General features: G+C 53.1%; 21 protein-coding genes. 5 read left to right on the top strand and 16 right to left on the bottom strand.

Annotated elements, in window-relative coordinates; translation table 11 throughout:
* Positions 1-24: 24 nt before the first annotated feature.
* The 7 genes from cdd to ETV65_RS08520 form a co-directional block, all read right to left on the bottom strand.
* Complete coding sequence (cdd, locus tag ETV65_RS08490) at positions 25-909, bottom strand: cytidine deaminase (RefSeq protein WP_129952458.1); 885 nt, start codon at positions 907-909, stop codon at positions 25-27.
* Between the two features lie 174 nt (positions 910-1083).
* Complete coding sequence (locus ETV65_RS08495; RefSeq protein WP_129952459.1) at positions 1084-1818, bottom strand: arginine ABC transporter substrate-binding protein; 735 nt, start codon at positions 1816-1818, stop codon at positions 1084-1086.
* Positions 1819-2048: 230 nt separating this feature from the next.
* Complete coding sequence (gene artM / locus ETV65_RS08500) at positions 2049-2717, bottom strand: arginine ABC transporter permease ArtM (protein WP_129952460.1); 669 nt, start codon at positions 2715-2717, stop codon at positions 2049-2051.
* Positions 2717-3433, bottom strand: a complete 717-nt coding sequence (artQ, locus tag ETV65_RS08505) for an arginine ABC transporter permease ArtQ (protein ID WP_129952461.1) — start codon at positions 3431-3433, stop codon at positions 2717-2719. The genes artM and artQ overlap by 1 nt, the downstream gene beginning before the upstream one ends.
* Positions 3434-3445: 12 nt before the next feature.
* Entirely contained in the window at positions 3446-4177 is a 732-nt protein-coding gene (artJ, locus tag ETV65_RS08510) for an arginine ABC transporter substrate-binding protein (RefSeq protein WP_013574754.1), read from the bottom strand.
* Positions 4178-4224: 47 nt separating this feature from the next.
* Complete coding sequence (artP, locus tag ETV65_RS08515) at positions 4225-4953, bottom strand: arginine ABC transporter ATP-binding protein ArtP (protein ID WP_129952782.1); 729 nt, start codon at positions 4951-4953, stop codon at positions 4225-4227.
* 209 nt (positions 4954-5162) lie between these two features.
* Positions 5163-5744, bottom strand: coding sequence for a lipoprotein (locus tag ETV65_RS08520; RefSeq protein WP_129952462.1), 582 nt, complete (start codon positions 5742-5744; stop codon positions 5163-5165).
* Between the two features lie 188 nt (positions 5745-5932).
* Here ETV65_RS08520 and ETV65_RS08525 point away from each other — a divergent pair, with 188 nt between their 5' ends.
* Both ETV65_RS08525 and ETV65_RS08530 read left to right on the top strand, forming a co-directional pair.
* Positions 5933-6259: a heavy metal-binding domain-containing protein gene (locus ETV65_RS08525; protein ID WP_013574757.1), complete on the top strand. Its 327-nt coding sequence runs from the start codon at positions 5933-5935 to the stop codon at positions 6257-6259.
* Between the two features lie 11 nt (positions 6260-6270).
* Positions 6271-7104: an N-acetylmuramoyl-L-alanine amidase gene (locus ETV65_RS08530; protein WP_165383712.1), complete on the top strand. Its 834-nt coding sequence runs from the start codon at positions 6271-6273 to the stop codon at positions 7102-7104.
* Between the two features lie 22 nt (positions 7105-7126).
* On the opposite strand, the gene ETV65_RS08535 is transcribed toward ETV65_RS08530, so the two are convergent.
* From ETV65_RS08535 to ETV65_RS08565, 7 genes are all read right to left on the bottom strand, one after another.
* Complete coding sequence (locus ETV65_RS08535; RefSeq protein ID WP_129952464.1) at positions 7127-8161, bottom strand: NAD(P)-dependent oxidoreductase; 1035 nt, start codon at positions 8159-8161, stop codon at positions 7127-7129.
* Positions 8162-8318: 157 nt separating this feature from the next.
* Complete coding sequence (locus ETV65_RS08540) at positions 8319-9773, bottom strand: DUF2867 domain-containing protein (RefSeq protein ID WP_129952783.1); 1455 nt, start codon at positions 9771-9773, stop codon at positions 8319-8321.
* Between the two features lie 84 nt (positions 9774-9857).
* On the bottom strand, positions 9858-10871 hold the full coding sequence (gene ltaE, locus ETV65_RS08545; RefSeq protein ID WP_129952465.1) for a low-specificity L-threonine aldolase: 1014 nt from the start codon (positions 10869-10871) through the stop codon (positions 9858-9860).
* Between the two features lie 75 nt (positions 10872-10946).
* Positions 10947-12668, bottom strand: coding sequence for a ubiquinone-dependent pyruvate dehydrogenase (gene poxB / locus ETV65_RS08550; protein ID WP_129952466.1), 1722 nt, complete (start codon positions 12666-12668; stop codon positions 10947-10949).
* 179 nt (positions 12669-12847) lie between these two features.
* Entirely contained in the window at positions 12848-13861 is a 1014-nt protein-coding gene (hcr, locus tag ETV65_RS08555; RefSeq protein WP_129952467.1) for an NADH oxidoreductase, read from the bottom strand.
* 6 nt (positions 13862-13867) lie between these two features.
* A complete protein-coding gene (gene hcp / locus ETV65_RS08560) occupies positions 13868-15520 on the bottom strand; it encodes a hydroxylamine reductase (RefSeq protein ID WP_129952468.1) in 1653 nt (550 codons plus the stop codon).
* A gap of 165 nt (positions 15521-15685) precedes the next feature.
* Positions 15686-16585 carry a lysine exporter LysO family protein gene (locus ETV65_RS08565; protein WP_129952469.1) on the bottom strand — a complete coding sequence of 300 codons (900 nt, stop codon included), beginning with the start codon at positions 16583-16585 and terminating at the stop codon, positions 15686-15688.
* Between the two features lie 189 nt (positions 16586-16774).
* Between ETV65_RS08565 and ETV65_RS08570 the strand changes: the two genes are divergently transcribed.
* Positions 16775-18508, top strand: a complete 1734-nt coding sequence (locus ETV65_RS08570; RefSeq protein WP_129952470.1) for an ATP-dependent endonuclease — start codon at positions 16775-16777, stop codon at positions 18506-18508.
* Here ETV65_RS08570 and ETV65_RS08575 read toward each other — a convergent pair.
* Complete coding sequence (locus ETV65_RS08575; RefSeq protein ID WP_129952471.1) at positions 18505-19494, bottom strand: VirK/YbjX family protein; 990 nt, start codon at positions 19492-19494, stop codon at positions 18505-18507. The two genes, ETV65_RS08570 and ETV65_RS08575, sit on opposite strands and share 4 nt — an antisense overlap.
* Before the next feature lie 292 nt (positions 19495-19786).
* Positions 19787-20008: a cold shock-like protein CspD gene (gene cspD / locus ETV65_RS08580; RefSeq protein ID WP_015696601.1), complete on the bottom strand. Its 222-nt coding sequence runs from the start codon at positions 20006-20008 to the stop codon at positions 19787-19789.
* A gap of 393 nt (positions 20009-20401) precedes the next feature.
* Here cspD and clpS point away from each other — a divergent pair, with 393 nt between their 5' ends.
* Positions 20402-20722, top strand: a complete 321-nt coding sequence (gene clpS, locus ETV65_RS08585; RefSeq protein ID WP_013574769.1) for an ATP-dependent Clp protease adapter ClpS — start codon at positions 20402-20404, stop codon at positions 20720-20722.
* A gap of 27 nt (positions 20723-20749) precedes the next feature.
* Positions 20750-23032, top strand: a complete 2283-nt coding sequence (gene clpA / locus ETV65_RS08590) for an ATP-dependent Clp protease ATP-binding subunit ClpA (protein ID WP_120506948.1) — start codon at positions 20750-20752, stop codon at positions 23030-23032.
* The last annotated feature ends 90 nt before the right edge of the window (positions 23033-23122 follow it).

Below are 23122 nucleotides of genomic sequence, written 5' to 3' on the forward strand. Positions count from 1 at the left end.
TTTAGTGTTAACCGGCTCACATTATCAGCAGGTCAGCGTGGTGATATCTTCGCAGCCCAGCGCTGTTAAGGTGGCACGCGTAGCATCGTTTTGAGTGATCAACGCTTCTTTTTGTTCAACCAGTATTGCCCGGCGAACGTTGTGGCAATCTTCCCCTGACATATTCAGCAGGATTAACGCGGCTTGCAACGGAGGAAGGCCCGGGTTGAACGCGGCATTTTCGGCATAACGTCCCCCGAACTGCTTACCGTTGTGCGTTTCCAGCGCCACACCGCTGTGTGACTTACTGTAAGGTGCATGACTTTGATTGCAGGCATCCAGCGCAATAAGTGCCAGGGAGTCAGCATCTTTCAGTGTATAACCGTGGTTTACCCGGTCCATCAGCAGGGTCGTGATGTCCAGATCTTTCGGGCCAAAGGAGTGCGGCAAATAATCGCCAAGTGTTGCCACATCACGATCGGGCAGATGAATATCCAGTGCCGTGCCGCTGGCCAGCTCATTCATAAACTGGCGGCAATGGCCGCAGGGGGTGTAATTCACGGTAATCGACACCAGACGGGTTTCACCGCGCAACCAGGCGTGGGTTACCGCTGACTGTTCTGCATGCACTGTCTGTTGCATGGGGGCACCGGCAAACTCCATATTGGCACCGAAATACAGGTTACCCGACGTGCCGCGCGCCACTGCGCCCACATTAAAATGAGAGATAGGTGTAACGGAGCAGGCCGCGGCCAGAGGCAACAGAGCAAATGCCAGCGCGCCATCGTCCAGCCCGGTCGCCTGTTTTATCTGCGCAACGTCAGCCGCAGTGAGCATTGCCGGGAAGTCATCATGTCGCAGAAACGGCTCAAGGGCGGAGGATAAATTTTCAGGGAGTGCCGCAAAGGCGGTGTGAAAACGTGCGTGCATAAACATTCGATCTCGCAGTGATTACGGTTGAACAGTGTAAAAGTCATTCCATGAATGTAGTGTGACGAATATCACTTTTTAGATGTAATAAGTTCTGCTTCGTTGCATATTTGGGAGATATTACGCATAACAGCCGCCTTTTCAGACGACTGTTAAAAGAGATTTAAGCGGGAATCAGTGAGCCGGGAACCACTTGTCATTGATCTTTTGGAATTCGCCGTTGGCTTTAATTTCTTCAAGTGCCGTGTTTAGCTTCGCCAGCAGTGCCTGATTATCAGGGCGCACTGCCATACCAACGCCGGTACCAAAGTATTGCGGATCTTTAATCAGTTCACCGACTTCACCCAGGTTCGGATTGGATTTCAGCCAGCCGTTCAGGACCGCGGTATCCCCTAACAGTCCGTCCAGACGACCACTCTTGAGATCCAGAATCGCGTTCTGATAGCTGTCGTAGCCGACCGTGGTGATTTCAGGATGCTTTTCCATCAGGTATTTCTGGTGTGTGGTGCCATTCTCCAGGCCGACGCGTTTACCTTTCAGGTCTGCAACAGAAGCGAACTTGCCTTTCGGCCCGATGATCATCGCGGTGTTGGCATAGTAAGGCTGGGTGAACGTCACCTGTTTGCTGCGCTCTTCGGTGATATCCATACCGGAAATAATCACATCGAAACGACGGAATTTCAGTGCCGGGATCAGACCATCAAACGGCTGATTGGTGAAAGTACAGGTTTCCTGCATTTGCTTGCACAGCGCTTTCGCCAGATCGATATCAAAACCAATAATCTGGTTATCAGCTCCGATCGATTCAAACGGCGGATACGTGGCGGAAGTGCCGAAACGAAGAGTATCAGCGCCGGTGGCAGCAAAAGCACTGGCAGACAAGAGGGCAGCGAGGATCAGCTTTTTCATGCAATACGTTCCTGTTTAAAAAATGACATTCCCTTCTTGGTACAGTTTACTGATTTTATTACTCTAATCTGGCAACTGGCAGGAAGTGAGACCGTCTGATAAAGTGCCACTAAATGAATTTATATGCAATAAAATTGATTAAAAAACTATAAAAATGGAATGAGGCTGGTTTTCAGACACAAAAAAGGGACGATTTCTCGTCCCTGCAGAGTGCTATCTGGCTATCAGTATCAGTTGCGACGTTCAAACGCCAGGGCGCGACGCTCAATCAGGCGCATCATCAGGGTCAGCAACCCGTTCACACAAAGATAAACCACCCCTGCGGCACCGAACACCATCACGTCATAGGTCCGCCCGTACATCAGCTGACTGTGGCCCATCACATCCATCAGCGTAATGGTGTAGGCCAGCGAGGTACTTTTAAACACCAGCACCACTTCGTTAGAATATGACGACAATGCGCGCTTAAAGGCATAAGGCAACAGAATGCGCAGGGTCTGTGGTTTAGACATGCCCAGCGCTTCGCAGGATTGCCACTGACCAGACGGAATGGCACGTACCGCACCCGTAAACAGCTGTGTGGTATACGCCGCGCTGTTCAGCGCCAGCGCAAACATCGCACAAAGCCACGGCTGCGACAGCACCTCCCATAACCAGGGAATCTCCCGGATCGACGGAAACTGACCGGGGCCGTAGTAAATCAGGAATATTTGCACAAGCAACGGTGTACCGGTAAACAGCGTGATGTAACCTTTGACGATCTGGCTGGCAATCTGCACTTTCAGCGTCAGCATAACGGTGAAAATCATCGCCAGCAGCAGCGCCACAAGCAGCGCAGCCACAGTCAGCGTCAGGCTGGTGTGCAAACCTTTCAGAACTTCAGGTAAATATTCCCACATCAGGAAGCACTCCGTTCAAAGCGTGTGGTACGCAGTTCGATGCGTTTAATCACGAACTGGCTGAACAGGGTGACAAGCAGATAAATACACGCCGCAATCACATACCAGGTAAACGGCTCCTGCGTGCGGGTGGCAATGCTTTTGGTTTGCAGCATCAGATCATTGACGCTGATAAGCGACACCAGCGCGGTATCTTTAAGCAGAACCAGCCACTGATTACTCAGCCCCGGCAACGCATGGCGCCACATCTGCGGCATGATCAGACGGAAGAAAATCGCCGATTTTTTCATGCCCAGTACCTGACCGGATTCCCATTGTCCTTGCGGTACGGCTTTCAGTGCACCGCGCAGAGTCTGTGAAGCGTAAGCCGAATACAGCAAAGAAAGCGCGATCACCCCGCACACAAACGGGCTAACTTCGAAGTTCTCAATGGGCAGTTTGACCGGAATAGCGAACAGGCCGAGATTGATATTAAAGCCGTCAGCCAGCACCATCAGCAGTTGCGAGGAACCAAAATAGATGAACAGCACCACCAGGATTTCCGGCAGACCGCGCAGCACGGTTACCCACGCGGTGCCGAGCCAGCTAAGCGGCTTCCACGGCGCGGATTCCCAGACGGCGAAGATCATCGCCAGCACCAGGCCGAGGATCAGCGCACAAACGGCAAGGCCGACGGTCATCCCGGCGGCGCTTGCTAAAGGTTGGAATTCAGTCATTGATAGGCAAACTTATTGCTGGAACCATTTTGAATACAGCGTCTTGTAAGTGCCGTCTGCTTTCACTTTTGCCAGAGCATCATTCAGTTTAGTCAGCAATTCCGTATTGTTCTGACGAACCGCAACACCCAGGCCGGTACCGAAGTAGGTCGGGTCAGTGATTTTGTCACCCACAGCGGCCAGATTTTTGTTTTGTTTCAGCCATTCGTTCACCACGGCGGTGTCACCAAATACGGCGTCCAGACGACCATTTTTCAGATCCAGCACGGCATTCTGATAGCTGTCGTAAGGAACAGCAGTGATTTCAGGGTGCTTATCCATCAGGTATTTCTGATGAGTCGTGCCGTTTTGCATACCGACACGTTTGCCTTTGAGTGCTGCAACGTCAGTGAACTGACCAGAATGGGCGATGAAAATCGCAGAGTTGTCATAGTACGGGTTGGTGAAAGCCACTTGTTTCTGACGTTCAGGCGTGATGTCCATGCCGGAAATGACCGCGTCAAAACGGCGGAACTTCAGGCTTGGGATCAGGCTGTCGAATGCCTGATTAGTGAACGTACAGGTCGCCTGCATCTCTTTACACATGGCATTAGCCAGATCGACGTCAAAGCCCTGGATCTGATTGCTGGAGTCTACAAACTCAAACGGAGGATAAGACGCTTCCATCGCGAAACGGATGGTATCAGCAGCGCTGGCAGACAAACTGACGGTAGCCAGAACCGCGGCAATTACTAATTTTTTCATCGCAAACTCCGTAGAAACATCAATCAATATATTGATAGAAAGACCGTTTAGTGGGAAAGGTAGCTGGCAAACTCTTTGGTTTGCGGCTGTGCGAAAACGGAGGCATCGCCTTGCTCGACAATGCGGCCATTTTCCATGTACACCACGCGGCTGGCGGTTTTACGCGCAACTTCAACTTCGTGGGTCACGATAACCTGAGTAATGCCGGTACCGGCCAGTTCGCGAATAATGCTGACGATCTGGGCGGTGATTTCCGGGTCAAGCGCGGCGGTCGGTTCATCAAACAGCAGAACCTGAGGCTCCATCATCAGCGCACGGGCAATAGCCACACGCTGTTGCTGGCCACCGGAAAGATGCAACGGAAAACGATCGGCGTAATCGGTCAGACGCAGACGGGTCAGCAATTTCTGGGCACGTTGCATCGCGACCTCTTTTGTCAGCCCCAGTACACGTATCGGGGCTTCCAGTAAGTTGTCGAGCACGGTGCGGTGTGGCCACAGATTGTATTGCTGGAAGACCATGCCGACATTCTGACGCAATTCGCGAACGGCTTTTTCATCCGGCTTGCGGGTGAAATCGAAGGTGTTACCGGCGATCTGCAATGTACCCGAACGCGGCATTTCCAGCAGGTTCAGAACCCGCAACAGGGAGCTTTTGCCTGCACCACTTGGCCCGAGTAAAACCAGAGTTTCACCGGCGGGGCAGTCCAGCTGAATGTCAAAAAGCGCCTGATGCACGCCGTAGAAGCAGTTGATGCTATTTAGTTGAATACTCATGCGCAAATAGTGAATAGCCATTGATGCCGCAGATGGTAACTTCCACAGCATAGTTATGCAACGATCGCGGCTTAAAAATTATGTGTTGCCGCAGGAATGCCAAAGTCTAGCACAACATGTTGTTGCGTAATTGTAGGGTACATGTTGAACGGCGATGAAATTCATTGCCGTCCAACATGATGCATACGCTTTTTTACGTAAAGAAGGGATTACTGATGTTCTAAAACCTGGCGCAGTGTGCCGCTGGAAGCGAAATCGAGATTTGCCATGTACCGCACATCATCTACCGTCCAGCATTTACCCTCACGGACCATCAGCACTTCATCTTTCCAGCTTGTCGATGCGCCTTTGTCTTTTTCATGCGTGAAGGTGACTCGCAGGGGAATGTTACGGGCGTCGGTATTCGGAATGCTGGAGGCGCTGTCAACGGAGGCCGATGTCGGGCCATCAAACAAGCTGGAGAAAATGTCGCCGTCACCTGAGCCAGCACCGGTTTTTTCGTTCGGTGAGGCAGCGATATCCACTTTCGGCTGCGACTGCGCTTTCAGCAGCGCATCATACAAGGCAGTGCTCAGATAAGGGCGGTACGCGGCAAGCTGGCTGGAATTGGGTAATCCACTGCCGCCTTGTTTGATGCGAAAATCATAAAATTGCTGGGCAACGCTGTCAGGGCCGCCGTCGACACAGGGTGCGGTGCGGCTACCAATATCCTTATAGGCAGGTTCTACCGTGGTGCAGGCACTTAACATCAGTACCAGCGGGATGACGGCGACGAGAGTTTTCTTTTTCATTGTATTCCTTACTGAAAGATTGAACATTTTCACCATGACGTTCTTTACCATACAGTATAAAACCGATTTGGCTTAATGCATGGCGATGAGAAAAACAGTCACAGGCAATAACCGGATCGCGCGCGCAGGGTTTATGCTATTAATGGCATTATTGCCAGGATCTGGACGACAACTGATAAGGAATACTCATGCAAATTTCTACCACCCCGACTCTCGAAGGTTTCACCATCGCTGAATATTGTGGCGTAGTCACGGGCGAAGCGATTTTAGGGGCGAACATCTTTCGCGATTTCTTCGCGGGTGTACGCGATATCGTTGGCGGACGTTCCGGCGCTTATGAAAAAGAGCTGCGTAAGGCGCGTGAGATTGCTTTCCGTGAACTGGAAGAACAGGCCAAAGAGCGGGGGGCAAATGCGGTTGTCGGTATTGATATTGATTATGAAACCGTGGGCAAAGACAGCAGCATGCTGATGGTCAGCGTGTCCGGCACCGCAGTGATTGTGCACCGCAAATGATCTGCCGGCGAATGAAACGTGGCCTGTTGACTGCCGCATTGTTCATGCTGGCCGGTTGTCAGCACGCCGGCCAGCAGAACGCTGATGCGCCGTTCCGGCTGGAAACGGCGAGACAGGCGCAGGGCGCGGATCAGCGGATACGTTTTCTGGTGATCCATTACACGGCGGAAGATTTCAACAACGCATTAAATACGCTTACAGATGAGCACGTCAGCGCACATTACCTGATCCCGGCACAGCCGCCGCTTGAAGAGGGTAAACCGGTGGCGTGGCAACTGGTGCCGGAAAATATGCGCGCCTGGCATGCCGGCGTCAGCGGCTGGCGCGGGCGAACCAATCTCAATGATACGTCCGTGGGAATAGAACTGGAGAACAAAGGCTACAGTAACGCTTTGCTCGGCAAAAAATTCTACCCTTTCCCGCCCGGGCAAATCGATTTACTGGCTAATCTGAGCCAGGAAATTGTTGCGCGTTATCAGATAGAACCGCGCAATGTGGTGGCGCACAGTGATATCGCGCCGCAGCGCAAAGATGACCCCGGCCCGCTGTTTCCGTGGCAGGAGATGGCCGAACGCGGTATTGGCGCGTGGCCGGATGCGGCGCGTGTGAATCAGTACCTGGCGGGACGTAATCCGCTGCAACCTGTCGGCCAGGCGCAGTTGCTGGCGTTGCTGAAAGCGTACGGATATTCAGTGGAAGATAATATGACGCCGCGTCAGCAGCGTCGTGTGATTGCGGCATTCCAGATGCATTTCCGCCAGAATGATTATCGTGGCAATGCGGATGCTCAAACCGAAGCGATTGTCCGGGCGTTATTACAGCAGTTTCCGGATAAGAACGACTGACATCAGCGGCTGAAGATGTCGGTCAGTCGCGTTTCGGGCCGATGCCGTGCAACCCCTGAAGTTTACCATGATCACGCAGCCAGTCGGCGGTACGGATTATTCCCTGATCGAGTGAAATCACCGGCACATAGCCCAGCTCTTTCTGCGCACGCTGTGTGTCGAGCGTGAGATCAAAATTCAGTTTTGCCACGCTGTAATGCGTCAGCACCGGTTCTTTCTGCGAGCTTTTGCTGATGTGCTCCATACCCCGGGCCATCATATCCAGCAGCGGATACGGCACTGAACGGATGCGGTATTTGATATCCAGATTTTCCATCAGCTGTTTCACCAGCGTACGCAGCGGACGCGGTTGCTGATTGGTGATATTGAATGCGCGGCCAGATTCTGTCGCCTGTGATTGCGTCGCCAGCCACATGGCATGCACCGCGTTCCCGACATAGGTCATGTCCACCAGCGCTTCACCGCCGCGAGGCAACATCAGCGTTCCGCCATATTTCAGCATTTGCAGTAAACGCGGCAACATCACGTTGTCATGCGGGCCGAAAATACCCTGCGGGCGCAGAATCGTAAAATGCGTGTGTGGATTAGACAACGCCAGCGTGTGGATCACCTGTTCTCCGGCGGCTTTACTGCGGGCAAAGGAGTTGGCGAAACGGTGCGGGCGAAAGTCTTCCTGGATATCGCGGTGATGGTGAAAATCGAAGTAGATGGCCGGTGACGAAATATGCACGAAGTTTTCCACGCCATACGCGGTGGACCATTCGCCCAGACGTCGTGTGGCGCGCACGTTCGCCAGCTCGAATTCCTGTTCACTGCCCCACGGTGACGTCAGCCCTGAGCAGTGCCAGACGGTATCGATGTCTGCCAGCAGGGCTTTGGCCTGAGCAGACACCAGCGTGGTGAGATCGGCGTGAATGAATTCTGCGCCCATTTTCTGCAAAAGCGAGCCCATGGCGGCATTACGGCCCGTCGCCCTGACTTTGATGCCTTTATTTCGCAGAAACTCAACGGCATTTCGTCCAAGACCGCCACTTGCACCGGTAACCAAAACCTTCATATACAGGCCAATGCCTTCAAAAATAGAGAAAAATAGTTTTCAGCGTCAGGGGCTCTGGCACCCCTGAGCAATAAGGGTGCCATTCTTTCGTGAAATTGTGCGGGTTGCAATGGGAAAGGGGGAAAGCTGTGTCTGAAAGCAGATTAAATGACCCTCTTTAGCGTCCGCAACGGTCTTTCTGCCGGGCAAGGCTGGCGATGCGTTTTGCCATGCCACGAAAAATAAACTGATGAGCGGGCATCATACTGAACCAGTAAAGCAGTCCGCTGAACCCCGCCGGATGCCACCATGCACGCACATCCAGGCTGCGGCTTTCACCGTTGTCGGTAATCGTGAAGGTTAAACGACCGAGTCCCGGTGCCTTCATGCCAAATAACAACGCCAGTTCCCGCTGCGGTTTCAGCCCGATGACTTTCCAGCCATCAATTTTATCGCCGGGTTTCAGGAAATCCCGTTCAGGGCGGCCATATGTCACGCCACCGCCCAGTAAATCGTCGATCCGTGCCCGCGTTTTCCACAAGCCGTTGGCATAGAAATACCCTTCAGCGCCCCCAGTTTGCTGAATAACTTTCCATAATGCAGCTTTTGACGCCGACGTTTCCAGGGTGAATCCCGCCTGTTTCGGATAATAACCGTAGCCAGGCCGCCAGCGCGCGCGCGCGTCAGGATCGTATCCCCAGTCCGGCGAATCCATGATTTGTTGCTGTTCTTTTTCCAGCGTACTGCGGATCGCCTCATCAATGGGGATCAGAGTCTGCGGTATCAGCCTTTGCAGTTTCTCACTGTCGGCGGGCAGATCGTGGTTCAGCCCCTGGATCAGCGCTTTTGCCAGCGACGTGGGAACGGAGGTGATCAGGCTGAGAAAATATACCGAAACAAAAGATGTCGGCAGGGGAACGGGGATCAGCCAGCGGCGTTTACCGCTCATCGCAATGAAGCGTTTAAACAGCGCCTGATAACTGAGGTATTCCGGTCCTGCAGCCTCCAGAATCTGATTCTCTGTGGCAGGCTGCGCCACCAGCCCCTGTAGGTAATTAAGCAGATTTTCCAGTGCGATAGGCGAGGACTTCGAGCGAACCCAGCGCGGCGGTGTCAGCACCGGCAGGTTGTATACCATGTCACGCATGACTTCAAAGGCAGCAGAACCCGCACCAATCACAATGCCGGTACGCAGTTCTGTCACCGGGATCGTGCTCATGCGCAGTAAATCACCCGTCAGCTTTCTCGCCTGCAAGTGCGCAGAATGGTTACCTTCGGGCTGCATCGAGCCGAGATAAACAATGTGCTTAATGGAGGAATCTTTCAGTGCAAGAAGGGTGTGCTGTGCCGCCTGCCGTTCTTTTTCGAGTAAATCATCATCTTCTGCCATGGCATGCACCAGATACACCAGTACGTCAGCGCCTTCGAAGGCGGCAGCCAGCGTTTTACTCTGATAGACATCCGCGAAGCAGCAGCGCACGTTTGGCCATTTTTGCTGTTGCAGCCATTCGATACGACGCGCGGCTGCTGTGACCTGAAAACCTTGCCGGCTCAGATGTGCCGTCAGATGTTGTCCGATATACCCGCTGGCACCGAGAACAACGATCCGGCCAGTGTGTGTGGTGATTGGCATTTCCATTTGCTCGGTCAGTGTAAGGGAGATAAAGCAGAAAGTACGGCGATACCGGGCAGGCATCGCCGCCAACCGGTCAGACTGTCAGGCGTGCTGATGCAGGAATTCCTGCCACAGCGCCACGACTTTTTGCAGATCTTCACGGCTGATATTGATATGCGTCAGCACCCGTGTGACCGGTCCCGCACTGATGATCACACCGCGTTCCTGCATCCATGGCCCCATTCGGGCTGCCAGTTCCGCGCTTTGTTTAATATATAACACATTGGTTTGCGCACCGGGCTCAGCGATTTCAACGCCGATTTTACGCAGTTCCTGTGCCAGCCACTGTGCATTGTCGTGGTCATCTTTCAGACGCGCAACGTTATTTTCCAGCGCGTAAATCGCCGCTGCGGCCAGAATACCGGACTGGCGCATACCGCCGCCGGTCATTTTGCGCCAGCGGTTCGCACGCCCGATGTACTCTTTGCTGCCGACCAGCAGGGAACCAATCGGCGCACCCAGACCTTTCGACAGGCAGATGGTCAGGGTGTCGCAATACTGGGTTATCTCACGCAATTCTACGTTCAGCGCCACTGCCGCATTCATGATGCGCGCACCGTCGATATGCAGTGCCAGCCCTTTTTCGCGGGTGAAAGCGAATGCTTTTTGCAGGTAATCCAGCGGAAGCACTTTGCCGCTGTGAGTGTTTTCCAGGCTGAGCAGGCGGGTGCGGGCAAAATGGATATCATCCGGTTTGATAGCGGCAGCGACTTTATCCAGCGGGATAGAACCGTCAGCATCCATGTCCAGAGGCTGCGGCTGAATGCTGCCAAGCACCGCAGCGCCACCCGCTTCGTACATATAGTTGTGGGCTTTCTGACCCACAATATATTCTTCACCGCGCTGGCAATGCGTCAGTAACGCCACCAGATTTGCCTGCGTACCGGTCGGTAAAAACAGCGCGGCTTCTTTACCGCACCGTTTTGCTGCCATGTCCTGCAAAGCGTTGACCGTCGGGTCATCGCCGTAGACATCATCGCCGACTTCAGCGCGGGCCATAGCCTGACGCATCGCTTCACTGGGGCGGGTTACGGTATCACTGCGTAAATCGATCAACGTGGCTTCCTTCTGGTAATTGCCCCTTAAGGGGCAGGTATGATTATTTAATCATGCACTATAGCCCTGTCGGGGTTATCGCAGCCAGTTGGTTTTTGCCAGTTCAATCACTTCGTCGCCGCGACCGCTGATCACCGCGCGCAGCATGTACAGGCTGAAGCCTTTGGCCTGCTCAAATTTGATCTGCGGTGGCATCGCCAGTTCCTCAGTGGCGGTGATCACATCAATCAGCACCGGTCCTTCGTAAGCGAACGCATCCTGTAGGGCGGTGTCGATGTCTGAGGCTTTTTCGACACGAATGCCTTTGATGCCTGCGGCTTCGGCAATGGCGGCGAAATCCGGATTTTTCAGCTCGGTGCCGTCCGTCAGGTAACCGCCGGATTTCATTTCCATTGCCACAAAGCCCAGTACGCTGTTGTTGAAAATGATGATTTTCACTGGCAGTTTCTGCTGTGCCAGCGTCAGGAAATCGCCCATCAGCATCGCAAAGCCGCCGTCACCGCACAGCGCAACCACTTGCCGTGAACGGTCGATGGCCTGTGCGCCAATCGCCTGCGGCATGGCATTGGCCATCGAGCCGTGGTTAAACGAACCGAGCAGGCGGCGCTGGCCGTTCATTTGCAGGTAACGGCAGGCCCAGACGGTTGGCGTGCCGACGTCGCAGGTGAAAATCGCGTCCGAAGCGGCGAAGCGACTGATTTGCTGCGCAAGATATTGCGGGTGGATCGGCTGCTTGTCGTTTGGCGTCGCCAGCCCGTCGAGGTCTTTGCGGGCTTCTTCGTAATGCCTGAGCGCCTTGTCGAGGAACTTGCGCTCATTTTTCACCTGTAACTGCGGCAGCAGTGCGGTGAGGGTCGATTTGATGTCGCCGACCAGCGCCATATCCACATGGCAATGTGCGCCGATACTGCCCGGATTAATATCAATCTGGATGATTTTGGCATCGGTCGGATAAAACGCCCGATACGGGAACTGCGTGCCGAGCAGGATCAATGTGTCGGCATTAAGCATGGCATGATAACCGGAAGAAAAACCTATCAGCCCGGTCATACCAACACTGTACGGGTTATCCCACTCGATATGCTCTTTGCCGCGCAGGGCATGCACCACCGGCGCTTTCAGGGTTTCCGCCAGTTTAATCACTTCGTCGTGCGCACCTGCGCAGCCGCTGCCACACATCATCGTAATGTTGGTTGCGCCGTTCAGCAGTCCGGCCAGCTTTTCCAGTTCTGCCGGCTGCGGGGTCACTTTTGGCAAGACGGGCGGATACCAGCTGACTTTGGCATCTTCCGGCGCAGGCCTGAGCGCCACGTCCCCCGGTAATACGATGACTGAGACACCACGGTTAAGAATGGCTTTGCGCATGGCGATTGCCAGTACCTGAGGAAGTTGCTCGGGATTACTGATCAGTTCGCAGTAATGACTGCATTCACGGAATAACTCGGTGGGATGGGTTTCCTGAAAGTAACCGCTGCCGATTTCACTCGACGGGATATGTGCGGCAATGGCGACCACCGGGACGTGATTGCGATGGCAATCGAACAGGCCGTTGATCAGATGCAGGTTACCGGGCCCGCAGGAACCGGCGCAAACCGCCAGTTCGCCGGTAATTTGCGCTTCGGCACCGGCGGCAAAGGCGGCCACTTCTTCATGGCGCGTGCCCAGCCATTCGATGGTGCCCATGCGGTTCAGACTGTCGCTTAGCCCGTTCAGGGAATCGCCGGTTACGCCCCAGATCCTTTTTACGCCTGCGGCTTCAAGAGTTTTTGCCAGATATGACGCTACGCTCTGCTTCATCTTTATATCCCTCGGTGAATTTCATAAAAAAGACTGGATTAAGCATAGTCCACTGATTACATCCTTGAATGTTCAGTCTTAAACCATACAAAAATACACAGAGGAGGGAGGTGAAGATTTGTAAATCTGCCCGAGCAGACTGTAAAAAGCCATGTGCGGGCAGACGGCAGGTGCGGGGATCAGGCGAGGGTGACGTCCCCCTGAAGCTGACAGCTACAGGCCAGCACATAACCCTGAGCGACTTCCTCATCGGTCAGCGTCATGCGGCTGGTCGTCTGATAATCACCGGAAAGTATGCGAGTTTTACAACTGCCGCATACACCTGCACGACAGGCCGCGGTCACCGGTAAATGATGCTGTTCCATGGCAGCCAGTAAAGCAGAGCCCACCGGTACGCGGTAATTCTGTAAGGGTTTCAGGCAGGTCAGCGTCAGTTGCTGATCAGCCGATATTTCAGTTTCCGCAGCCTGAAACTGTTCCTTAATGATATTTTCTGACGTGGTGCCCAGTGCTTTTGCCCATTCTCCGGCCAGTTGCATATAAGGCGCAGGGCCACAAATCATTACCCGGCGTTCACTGATATCCGGCACCTGACTGTGCAGCAAGTCCTTGCTCAGACGCCCGGCGATGTGCCCCGGTGCGGCATCATGTTCCGCCAGGATAGTCAGGTTGAGCTGTGAATATTTAGCCGCCAGTTGCTGCCACTCTTCGGCAAAGATAATGTCCTGCGGACGGCGCACGCTGTAAAAAACTTTTACGCTTTGTGCCGGATGATGCGCCAGAATATCGCGTGTAATCGACATGACCGGCGTCACGCCACAGCCAGCCGCCAGCAGTAATAAAGGCTGTTCCGTGTCACAGGTAAATTCCCCCTGCGCATCGCTCAGCCAGAGATAATCACCGGCTTTTATCTGCTGTGTCAGCCATTGCGAACCTTCGCCGCCTTCAATGCTTCGTACCGTCAGTTGAATAAAACGGCTCTTGCCCGGCGTGGAGGACAGCGTGTAGGCACGCTGTATGTCGCCACTCTGACCAATATTCACCAGTGCAAACTGGCCGGGACGATAGGGATACACATCGTGATTAATCAGCGACAGCGTGCGGACATCCGGCGTTTCCTGCGTGACGGAATATACCTGCATACGGTTCTGGCACAATGCGGTCGGCTGATCGGGAAATAAGGGAAAATTCATTTCAGCTTACTCCGGCAACATGGTTTTCAGATCCTGCTCAACCGAGGTAATTGCACGCAGGCCAAATTTTTCATTCAGGATCGTCAGCAGGTTTTCGGTAAGGAAGGCCGGTGCTGTCGGGCCGGTGGCAATATTTTTTACGCCCAGTGACAGGAGGGTCAGCAGGATCACGATCGCTTTTTGTTCAAACCACGACAGCACCAGGCTCAGGGGCAAATCGTTCACGCCGCAGCCTAATTTCTCGGCCAGGTTCACGGCCAGAATAATGGCGGAATAAGCATCATTACACTGCCCGACGTCCAGCAGGCGAGGCAGGCCTTCAAGTGTACCGAAATCCAGTTTGTTGAAGCGGTATTTGCCACAGGCCAGCGTCATGATCAGGCAGTCCCGGGGGACGCTGCGTGCCAGATCGGTGAAGTAGCTGCGTTCACCGCGGCTGCCGTCACAGCCGCCGATCAGGAAGATGTGGCGCAGTTTTTTGGCGGCAACCAAATCAATCACGGTGTCTGCCGCGCTGAGTAATGTCTGGCGGCCAAAGCCGACGGTAATTTCCTGCTCAATTTCGCTGTAACGGAAGCCCGCAAGCTGCAACGCCTGCGCAATCACCGGTGCAAAGTCTTCACCTTCCAGATGTTGTACGCCCGGCCAGCCGACGATGCTGCGGGTCCAGATCCGGTCGCCATAATTGCCGACGTTCGGGTCAATGATACAGTTTGAGGTCATGACGACAGGACCGGGGAATTTAGCAAATTCCACCTGCTGATTTTGCCAGCCGCTGCCATAGTTACCGGCCAGATGCGGGAATTTTTTCAGTTCGGGATAACCGTGCGCCGGCAACATTTCGCCGTGAGTGTAAATGTTGATGCCGGTGCCGGCAGTTTGCTCAAGCAGCATCTGCAAATCTTTCAGGTCGTGACCGGAAATCAGAATTGCTTTGCCTGCCAGCGGACGGACGTTGACTGCCGTTGGTTGCGGATGTCCGTAAGCGTCGGTTTCGCCTTTATCCAGAATGGCCATCACGCCAAAGTTCATTTTGCCGATAGCCATCGCGTTTGCGAGCAGTTCGCCCATGTCCGACGGTTGTGTGCCCAGCCAGGCCATCAGACGATGATATTCGGCGTAAAGGGCGGTATCAGACTGACCCAGAACATGCGCGTGTTCCATATACGCGGCCGCACCTTTCAGACCATACAGACACAGCATACGCAGGCCGTGAATGTCATCGCCTATCTGCGCTTTGTCACCGTTGAGCGCAAATTGCCCGGCCTGTTGTTGCAGCTCGCTGAGGTTATTGCTGACCAGTTCCAGTGAGGCGAGGGGGTGACTGACGGTGACTTGCGGATCCGTCAGACGGCAGCGGACAGCCAGCGATTCGCGGTAAAGAATGGCTTCCCGGGCATACCCGACGATACGCTCAGAATCGAAGTTTACATTGGTCAGTGTGGAGAAAAAAGCGCGGGGCGCGAAGCTGTCGATCTCTTCATCGATGATGCCATAGCCTCGTGCGGTCAGTGCCCAGGCGGATAACCCTTCTAACACCGCAACCAGTAAATCTTGTAAATCAGAGGTTTCTGCCGTTTTGCCACACATACCCTGCGCATACGCGCAACCATTGCCCGCCGGGGTACGGACTGTTTGTTCACATTGCACACAAAACATAAGGAGGTCCTTTTAAAGTTGCATTTGAAATGCTTGTTTTAATGCAAGCCTAGAACCGGCTGAGACAGAATTGAAGGGATTTTTAAGACAAAGTGATGCGGAGTTGATTTATCGCAATTTTTGAGGGAGTTTCCCGCTGCACAACGGCAACGGGACGGGCAGGGGTCAGGCAGAGAAAAAGGCCATTAAGACCGGGGCAATCAGGCTGAGGATAAATCCGTGTACCACGGCCGGAGGCACCATATCCAGCCCGCCACTGCGCTGTAATACCGGCAGGGTAAAGTCCATGGATGTGGCGCCGCACAAGCCAAGTGCCGTCGAACGGCTGCGGCGCACCAGTGTCGGGATCAGCATAATGGCGCAGAGTTCGCGGGCCAGATCATTAAAGAAGGCCGCGCTGCCAATCACCGGTCCGAAAGAATCCGTCAGCACGATGCCGGAAAGCGAATACCAGCCATAACCGGAGGCGATGGCCAGCCCGGTTTTCAGTGGTAAACCCAACAGCAGAGCGGCAAGAGCGCCGCCAGCCAGTGCGCTGAGGGCCACCACTATCGCCACCATCATGCCGCGCCGGTTCAGGATAATCTGACGCAGGGTCATACTGCTGTTACGCAGTTGCAGACCGACCAGTGCCAGCAGGAATAACAGCGCAATTTCACTGGCCTGCGACGCGAAAGTCAGCCAGTGCCATTGTGTCAGACCCAGGGCAAAACCGCCGACCACCACGCCGCACAGTTTCAGTGATTCCAGCGCCATATGAATGCGGGACGGTAATTTTTCCTGTTTATACTGTGTTTTCCAGGGCCTGCGGCGTTCCAGCAGCCACAGCGCGGCATAGTTCATCACGAAGATGCACAGGAAACTGACGGCGGCATATTTGAAAATCAGTACCAAATTCGCGCTGAGGTTATCGAGGAAAGCCAGACTGACGCCCATAATGAACAGGATGACGTACACCATCCAGCTCAGTAACTGGTTTACAAGGTGCAACAGGGCACGGTTTTTTAGCGGAATGAGATAGCCAGCAATCAGCGGCAGGAGAATAATTAACAACCCGGAGTACATGATGCAAAAGTCCCTGAAAAGTGAGGTTCCGTGAGTAGAGCGCAGTACAGAAAATACCGCCCGCCACGCTAACGAAAAGTTATCTGACTGTAAAGCAGCTTTGGCACACAGAGATATCGTTGTGAGCTTGACCTGAACCAATTTTTAACGCCATGCTCAGGAAAGCTTTGAGCGCACAGGAGGCGTCTGATGTATCTGGAACGTATTGATATTGTCGGTTTTCGCGGGATTAACCGCCTGTCTTTGACGCTGACGCAGCCCGCGCAACGTGGCGCATCGATCACCGGTTCTTCTCATCAGGGGCAGGCCGAATCCTTTCTGACCAACACGGTGTTAATCGGCGAGAATGCCTGGGGGAAATCCAGCCTGCTCGATGCGTTAACTTTGCTGCTTTCTCCCGAACCCAAACTGTATTGCTTTAAGGAGGAGGATTTTTATTTCCCGGCGGGCGAAGAAGAATCTAAATCACAGTATCTGCACGTAGTGTTTACCTTTTGTGAGAATCAGGCCGGGCATCACATGTCGCCCCGTTTTAATCCGCTGTCACCGCTCTGGGTTAAATGTGCTGACAAACTGAACCGTATTTATTACCGGCTGGAAGGTGAACTGGACGATGATGGCAGTGTGATGACGCTGCGCAGTTTCCTGTCGTCGAATGGTCAGCCTTTAAACCTGGTGACAATAGATCCGCTGGCGCAGGCGCTGATCCGTCTGAATCCGGTATTACGTTTACGCGATGCCCGCTTTATACGTCGCCTGCGCAGTGAAACACTGGCACCAAGGCTGGCAGCCAATAATGAAGAACTGGCAAAACAGCTGGATGAACTGACGCGCGAGTTGGTTCACAGTCCGCAGACCCTGAAAAACAGCGAGCTGCGCAGCGGCCTTTCGGCGATGCGACAGTTGCTGGAGCATTATTTTGCCGAGCAGGGCACTTCCAGCAGCGCGCCGTGGCAGCAAAAGCGTCATGGCCGCGCGGAGAGCCGCCGTGCCTGGCGTTCACTGGATAACATCAATCGTATGATTGCCGAACCCAACAGCCGCAGTATGCGGGTGATGCTGCTTGGCATGTTCTCGACATTATTACAGGCCAAAGGCTCGGTGGTACTGCACCCGGATGCACGGCCGCTGTTACTCATTGAAGACCCCGAAACCCGTTTACATCCGATCATGTTGTCAGTGGCCTGGGGATTACTGGATCAGTTGCCATTGCAACGCATTACCACGACCAATTCCGGTGATTTGCTGTCGCTGGTGCCGGTTGAGCAAATATGCCGGCTGGTGCGTGAGTCCGGTCGCGTCGCGGCTTACGCCATCGGGCCGGAAGGGTTAAGCATGGAAGACAGCCGCCGCATCGCTTTCCATATCCGCTTTAACCGCCCCTCGTCGTTATTCGCCCGGTGCTGGTTGCTGGTGGAAGGCGAAACCGAAGTCTGGCTGCTGAATCAGCTGGCGCGCCAGTGCGGCTATCATTTTGAATCGGAAGGGATCAAGGTTATCGAGTTTGCGCAGTGCGGCCTGAAGCCTTTGCTACGCTTTGCCCGGCACATGGGTATTGAATGGCATGCGCTGGTCGACGGTGACGAGGCAGGGCGCAAATATGCGGCAACTGTGATTGCTAATGTCGAAAACCACGACGATACGCTGCGTTACCGTCTGACAGCGTTACCCACTCAGGACATCGAACATTTCCTGTATCGTGACGGTTTCGAAGACGTTTATCGCAAAAATGCGGCGATACCGGCCAATGTGCCGATGTCGCCGAGAAGAATTATCGATAAAGCGATTCACCGCAGTTCGAAACCGGATCTGGCGATTGATGTGGCACTTGCGGCGTCACTGAGGGGAACCTCGTCGATCCCTGCGCTGTTGCGGCAAATGTTTTCCCGCGTGGCATGGCTGGCACGCGGCAGGGCAGATTAAGCAGCCTGGCTGTTTTCAGTCAGCACCGGATGACCATGACCGCCGGAGAAAGTTTGACGGATCTGCGTTTCCAGATCGTCTAACAGCTGGTAACGGCGACGGTATTCCGAGCGTCGTTTACTGGCAATTTCTTCCAGCGGGCGGTGGGCAATTTGCGACGGTAAGTGGAAGTAGCCATCATCGCCCGGTTTGGCGTCCAGGGTTTCCCAGAAACTGTCGTAATCGGCAAACACCATTCCTTTGCGTTTTTTGTAACGCGGATTTTCATAGATATGGGTGTGATTACCCACCGCGATGATTTGCTTCATGCCAGTCACATCCGCAAGGGTGGTCAGTGCTTCAATCACCAGGCGTTTAGGGAATAAGCCGTGGCAGGCTTTGGTCGCAGTCTGAATTTCCTGATGATCGACATGCGCGCGGGGTCCCTGCAATGCACCGATGAACAGCGTCGGACGGTCCTGATAGTTGATAAACGAGAACGTCACAATCGCAATCGGTTCACCCTGAGGATTATTAAAGGTCAGCGTGGCTTCCCCTTCTTTATCCAAACGGCTGATGGCATTAAAAGTGACAGAAAAATGCTGTCCTTCTTTGCCGGTCACCGTGGCAATGGCCATCGTTTTTTTATTCAGATAGCCATGATTAATCGCTTCAGGCAGACAGTGGCCAATCATATCGTAATGATCGGTGATACGTTTCATTGCCTGTTCCTGCGTGATATTTGCTGCCTGATATACCCGGTGTAATTTACACGGCAGGCCTGGCATCGCGGTCAGGATCTCGTCGCGCTGCGGGTGTTGTGCCAGGTAACTGAGTAATCCGAACGTTCTGTACGGATTGATCAGCGTGCGGAAAAGGAATTTTAAGCGATAGCGCGGTAATTCCCATGACGGCCCGGGCGTTATCTGACGGGAGAGCAATGCTTTCATTAACTGAAGGCCGGAAAGTGGCGCCTTTTCTACGGAAGGGTAGCCGAAAGTAGTCATGGAAATACCTGTTGTTATAAGCCAGAGTTTTGTAGTGGCTATTTCATCAGGCCAAGAATAAACGGGTGTACAACGGCGCGAATTAGGGAGAAATAGAACGTGATTTGTTGAGATTATGTTTAGACTTACTTCGTTATATGTCATGTCTTAGCAATTGGTGTCTAAAAAATGTACTTTTTTTCACGCTGAGGGCTTGAAGCCTGAAGCATTCTCCCCCATAAATGAAAATGCCAGTCAGTGATTGACCGGCATTTGCAGTTGAAGCGTTATCTGATGCGTGATGCTGAACCGGTCAGGCGACCGCTTCACTTTCCACCGGGATAATGAGACTGGCATGATTCCCCTTTGGGCCTTCATGAACGTCGAAATTGACCTGCTGGCCGGCCTTCAGTGTCCGGTATCCCTCCATCTGGATAGTGGAGTAGTGAGCGAAGATGTCTTCACCGCCATTTTGCGGGCAAATGAAGCCAAAGCCTTTAGCATTATTGAACCATTTAACAGTACCCGTCTGCATGCTTCTACATCCCTCTCATGACTAGTCTGGTAGTAAATAGATAAAGCCAGTTGAGTGAGCACGAAGGCCGGAACACAGCGGATAAGCGTCTGTTCAGGCCGGCTTAAACTCCGTTCAGCTCACGAATTTACACTCTAGTGGAATAGAGTTAGACGTCAAGGAAACGGCATTTGTGGCGGGGGAGCAGATAACCAAAGTTTGAAGCAGGTAACGCTATTGACATATTTTGTTAATTTTCGACCAGCGTTATCTGATGCACGCAGACATTTTGTGCAGCGGCAAGGTGAGGCCAGAGATGGTAAAATACAGGAATAACAGCGTGAGGCTCTGCAGAAGGCCTTCCCGTTTATGTATTTGGCTTCCAATACGATCTTCACAGGTGATGAACAGGCAATGGGTAACAATCAAGACTGGTTAAATTTCGAACATTTGGCGGCCGATAAGCAAAAGGATGAGGTAAAACCGCCATCTATGTATAAAGTTATATTAAACAACGACGATTACACTCCAATGGAATTTGTGATTGACGTTCTGCAAAAGTTCTTTTCTTATGATATTGAACGTGCAACGCAACTGATGCTCCAGGTGCACTACAGAGGTAAAGCGATATGCGGCGTTTATACCGCCGAAGTCGCGGAAACTAAGGTCGCACACGTAAATGAGTACGCCAAGGAGAATGAGCATCCGTTGCTGTGTACGCTGGAAAAAGCCTGATTAAGGCAATCTATTTGGGAGGTGCCTATGCTCAATCAAGAACTTGAACTCAGTCTCAACATGGCTTTCGCAAGAGCCCGTGAGCACCGGCATGAGTTTATGACCGTGGAGCACCTGTTGCTGGCACTGCTCAGCAACCCTGCTGCCCGTGAAGCGCTTGAAGCTTGTACAGTGGATTTAGTGGCCCTGCGCCAGGAACTGGAAGCCTTCATCGAGCAAACCACACCTACCTTACCTGCCAGTGAAGAAGAACGTGACACCCAGCCTACGCTGAGTTTCCAGCGCGTTCTGCAACGTGCGGTATTCCACGTGCAATCTTCTGGCCGCAGTGAAGTGTCCGGCGCCAACGTTCTGGTCGCAATTTTCAGCGAGCAGGAATCTCAGGCAGCCTACTTACTGCGCAAACATGATGTCAGCCGCCTTGATGTGGTGAACTTTATCTCGCACGGTACCCGTAAAGATGAATCGGGCAGCCAGGCGCAAAACAATGCGGAAAACCCAGTTAACGAAGAACAGTCGGCAGGGGAAGATCGTATGGAGAACTTCACCACTAATCTTAACCAGTTAGCGCGTGTAGGTGGTATCGATCCGCTGATTGGCCGTGATAAAGAACTGGAGCGCGCCATTCAGGTGCTCTGCCGTCGTCGTAAAAATAACCCGCTGCTGGTGGGTGAATCCGGCGTTGGCAAAACAGCCATTGCTGAAGGGCTGGCATGGCGAATCGAGCAGGGCGATGTGCCTGAAGTCATGGCCGATTGTACCCTGTATTCTCTGGATATTGGTTCGTTGCTGGCGGGAACGAAATACCGCGGCGATTTCGAAAAACGTTTCAAATCTCTGCTCAAACAGCTGGAGCAGGATAAGAACAGCATTCTGTTTATTGATGAAATCCACACGATTATTGGTGCCGGTGCGGCGTCCGGTGGTCAGGTGGATGCGGCAAACCTCATTAAACCGTTGCTGTCGAGCGGTAAAATCCGGGTGATCGGTTCGACAACTTATCAGGAGTTCAGCAATATTTTTGAAAAGGACCGTGCCCTGGCACGTCGTTTCCAGAAAATTGATATTACTGAGCCAAGCGTTGAAGAAACCGTCCAGATCATTAACGGCCTGAAAACCAAATACGAAGCGCATCACGATGTGCGTTATACCGCGAAAGCGGTGCGTGCGGCGGTTGAGCTGTCGGTTAAATACATTAATGACCGCCACCTGCCGGACAAAGCCATCGACGTGATTGACGAAGCAGGCGCACGCAGCCGGTTAATGCCGGTCAGCAAGCGCAAGAAAACCGTCAATGTCAGCGATATTGAAAGCGTCGTGGCACGTATTGCCCGTATCCCTGAAAAAACGGTGTCTGCAACCGACCGTGATGTGCTGAAAAACCTGGGCGACCGTCTGAAAATGCTGGTCTTCGGACAGGATCCGGCCATCGAAGCATTGACTGAAGCCATCAAGATGAGTCGTGCCGGTCTGGGTCAGGATCATAAGCCTGTCGGTTCATTCCTTTTCGCCGGTCCGACGGGTGTAGGGAAAACCGAAGTGACCGTTCAGCTGGCGAAAGCGCTGGATATCGAACTGTTGCGTTTTGATATGTCTGAATACATGGAACGTCATACGGTCAGCCGTTTGATCGGTGCACCTCCGGGCTATGTTGGTTTTGATCAGGGCGGTTTGCTCACGGATGCGGTGATTAAACATCCTCACGCCGTCGTGCTGCTCGATGAAATCGAGAAGGCACACCCGGATGTCTTCAACCTGCTGCTGCAGGTCATGGACAACGGTACGCTGACCGATAACAACGGCCGTAAAGCAGATTTCCGTAACGTGATCCTGGTGATGACCACTAACGCCGGTGTTCGCGAAACGGAACGTAAATCGATTGGTCTGGTGCATCAGGATAACAGCCCGGATGCGATGGAAGAGATCAAACGGACCTTTACGCCGGAATTCCGTAACCGTCTGGACAATGTGATCTGGTTCAACCATCTGTCTACGGAAGTTATCCAGCAGGTTGTCGACAAATTTATCGTCGAACTGCAGGCGCAGCTGGATGCGAAAGGCGTTTCTCTGGAAGTCAGTGACGAGGCTCGCGACTGGCTGACAGTGAAAGGCTACGACCGTGCGATGGGTGCACGTCCGATGACCCGTACCGTTCAGGAAAACCTGAAAAAACCACTCGCCAACGAGCTGCTGTTTGGCTCACTGGTAGACGGGGGTTCCGTCTCGGTTGCACTGGATAAGGCTGCTGACAAGCTCACTTATCACTTCATGAGTGCGCAGAAGAAAAAACCGGAAGGTGCGGTGCATTAATTTTTCATAAAGCATGAAAAAACAAAAGGCGATGTGAAAACATCGCCTTTTTTCTTTCTGAAACTCTGTGTTTAATTGCAGTAATTAGTG

The organism is Rahnella sp. RFA10(1/100) (assembly GCF_004195115.1).
GTDB classification, from domain to species: Bacteria; Pseudomonadota; Gammaproteobacteria; order Enterobacterales; family Enterobacteriaceae; genus Rahnella; species Rahnella perminowiae.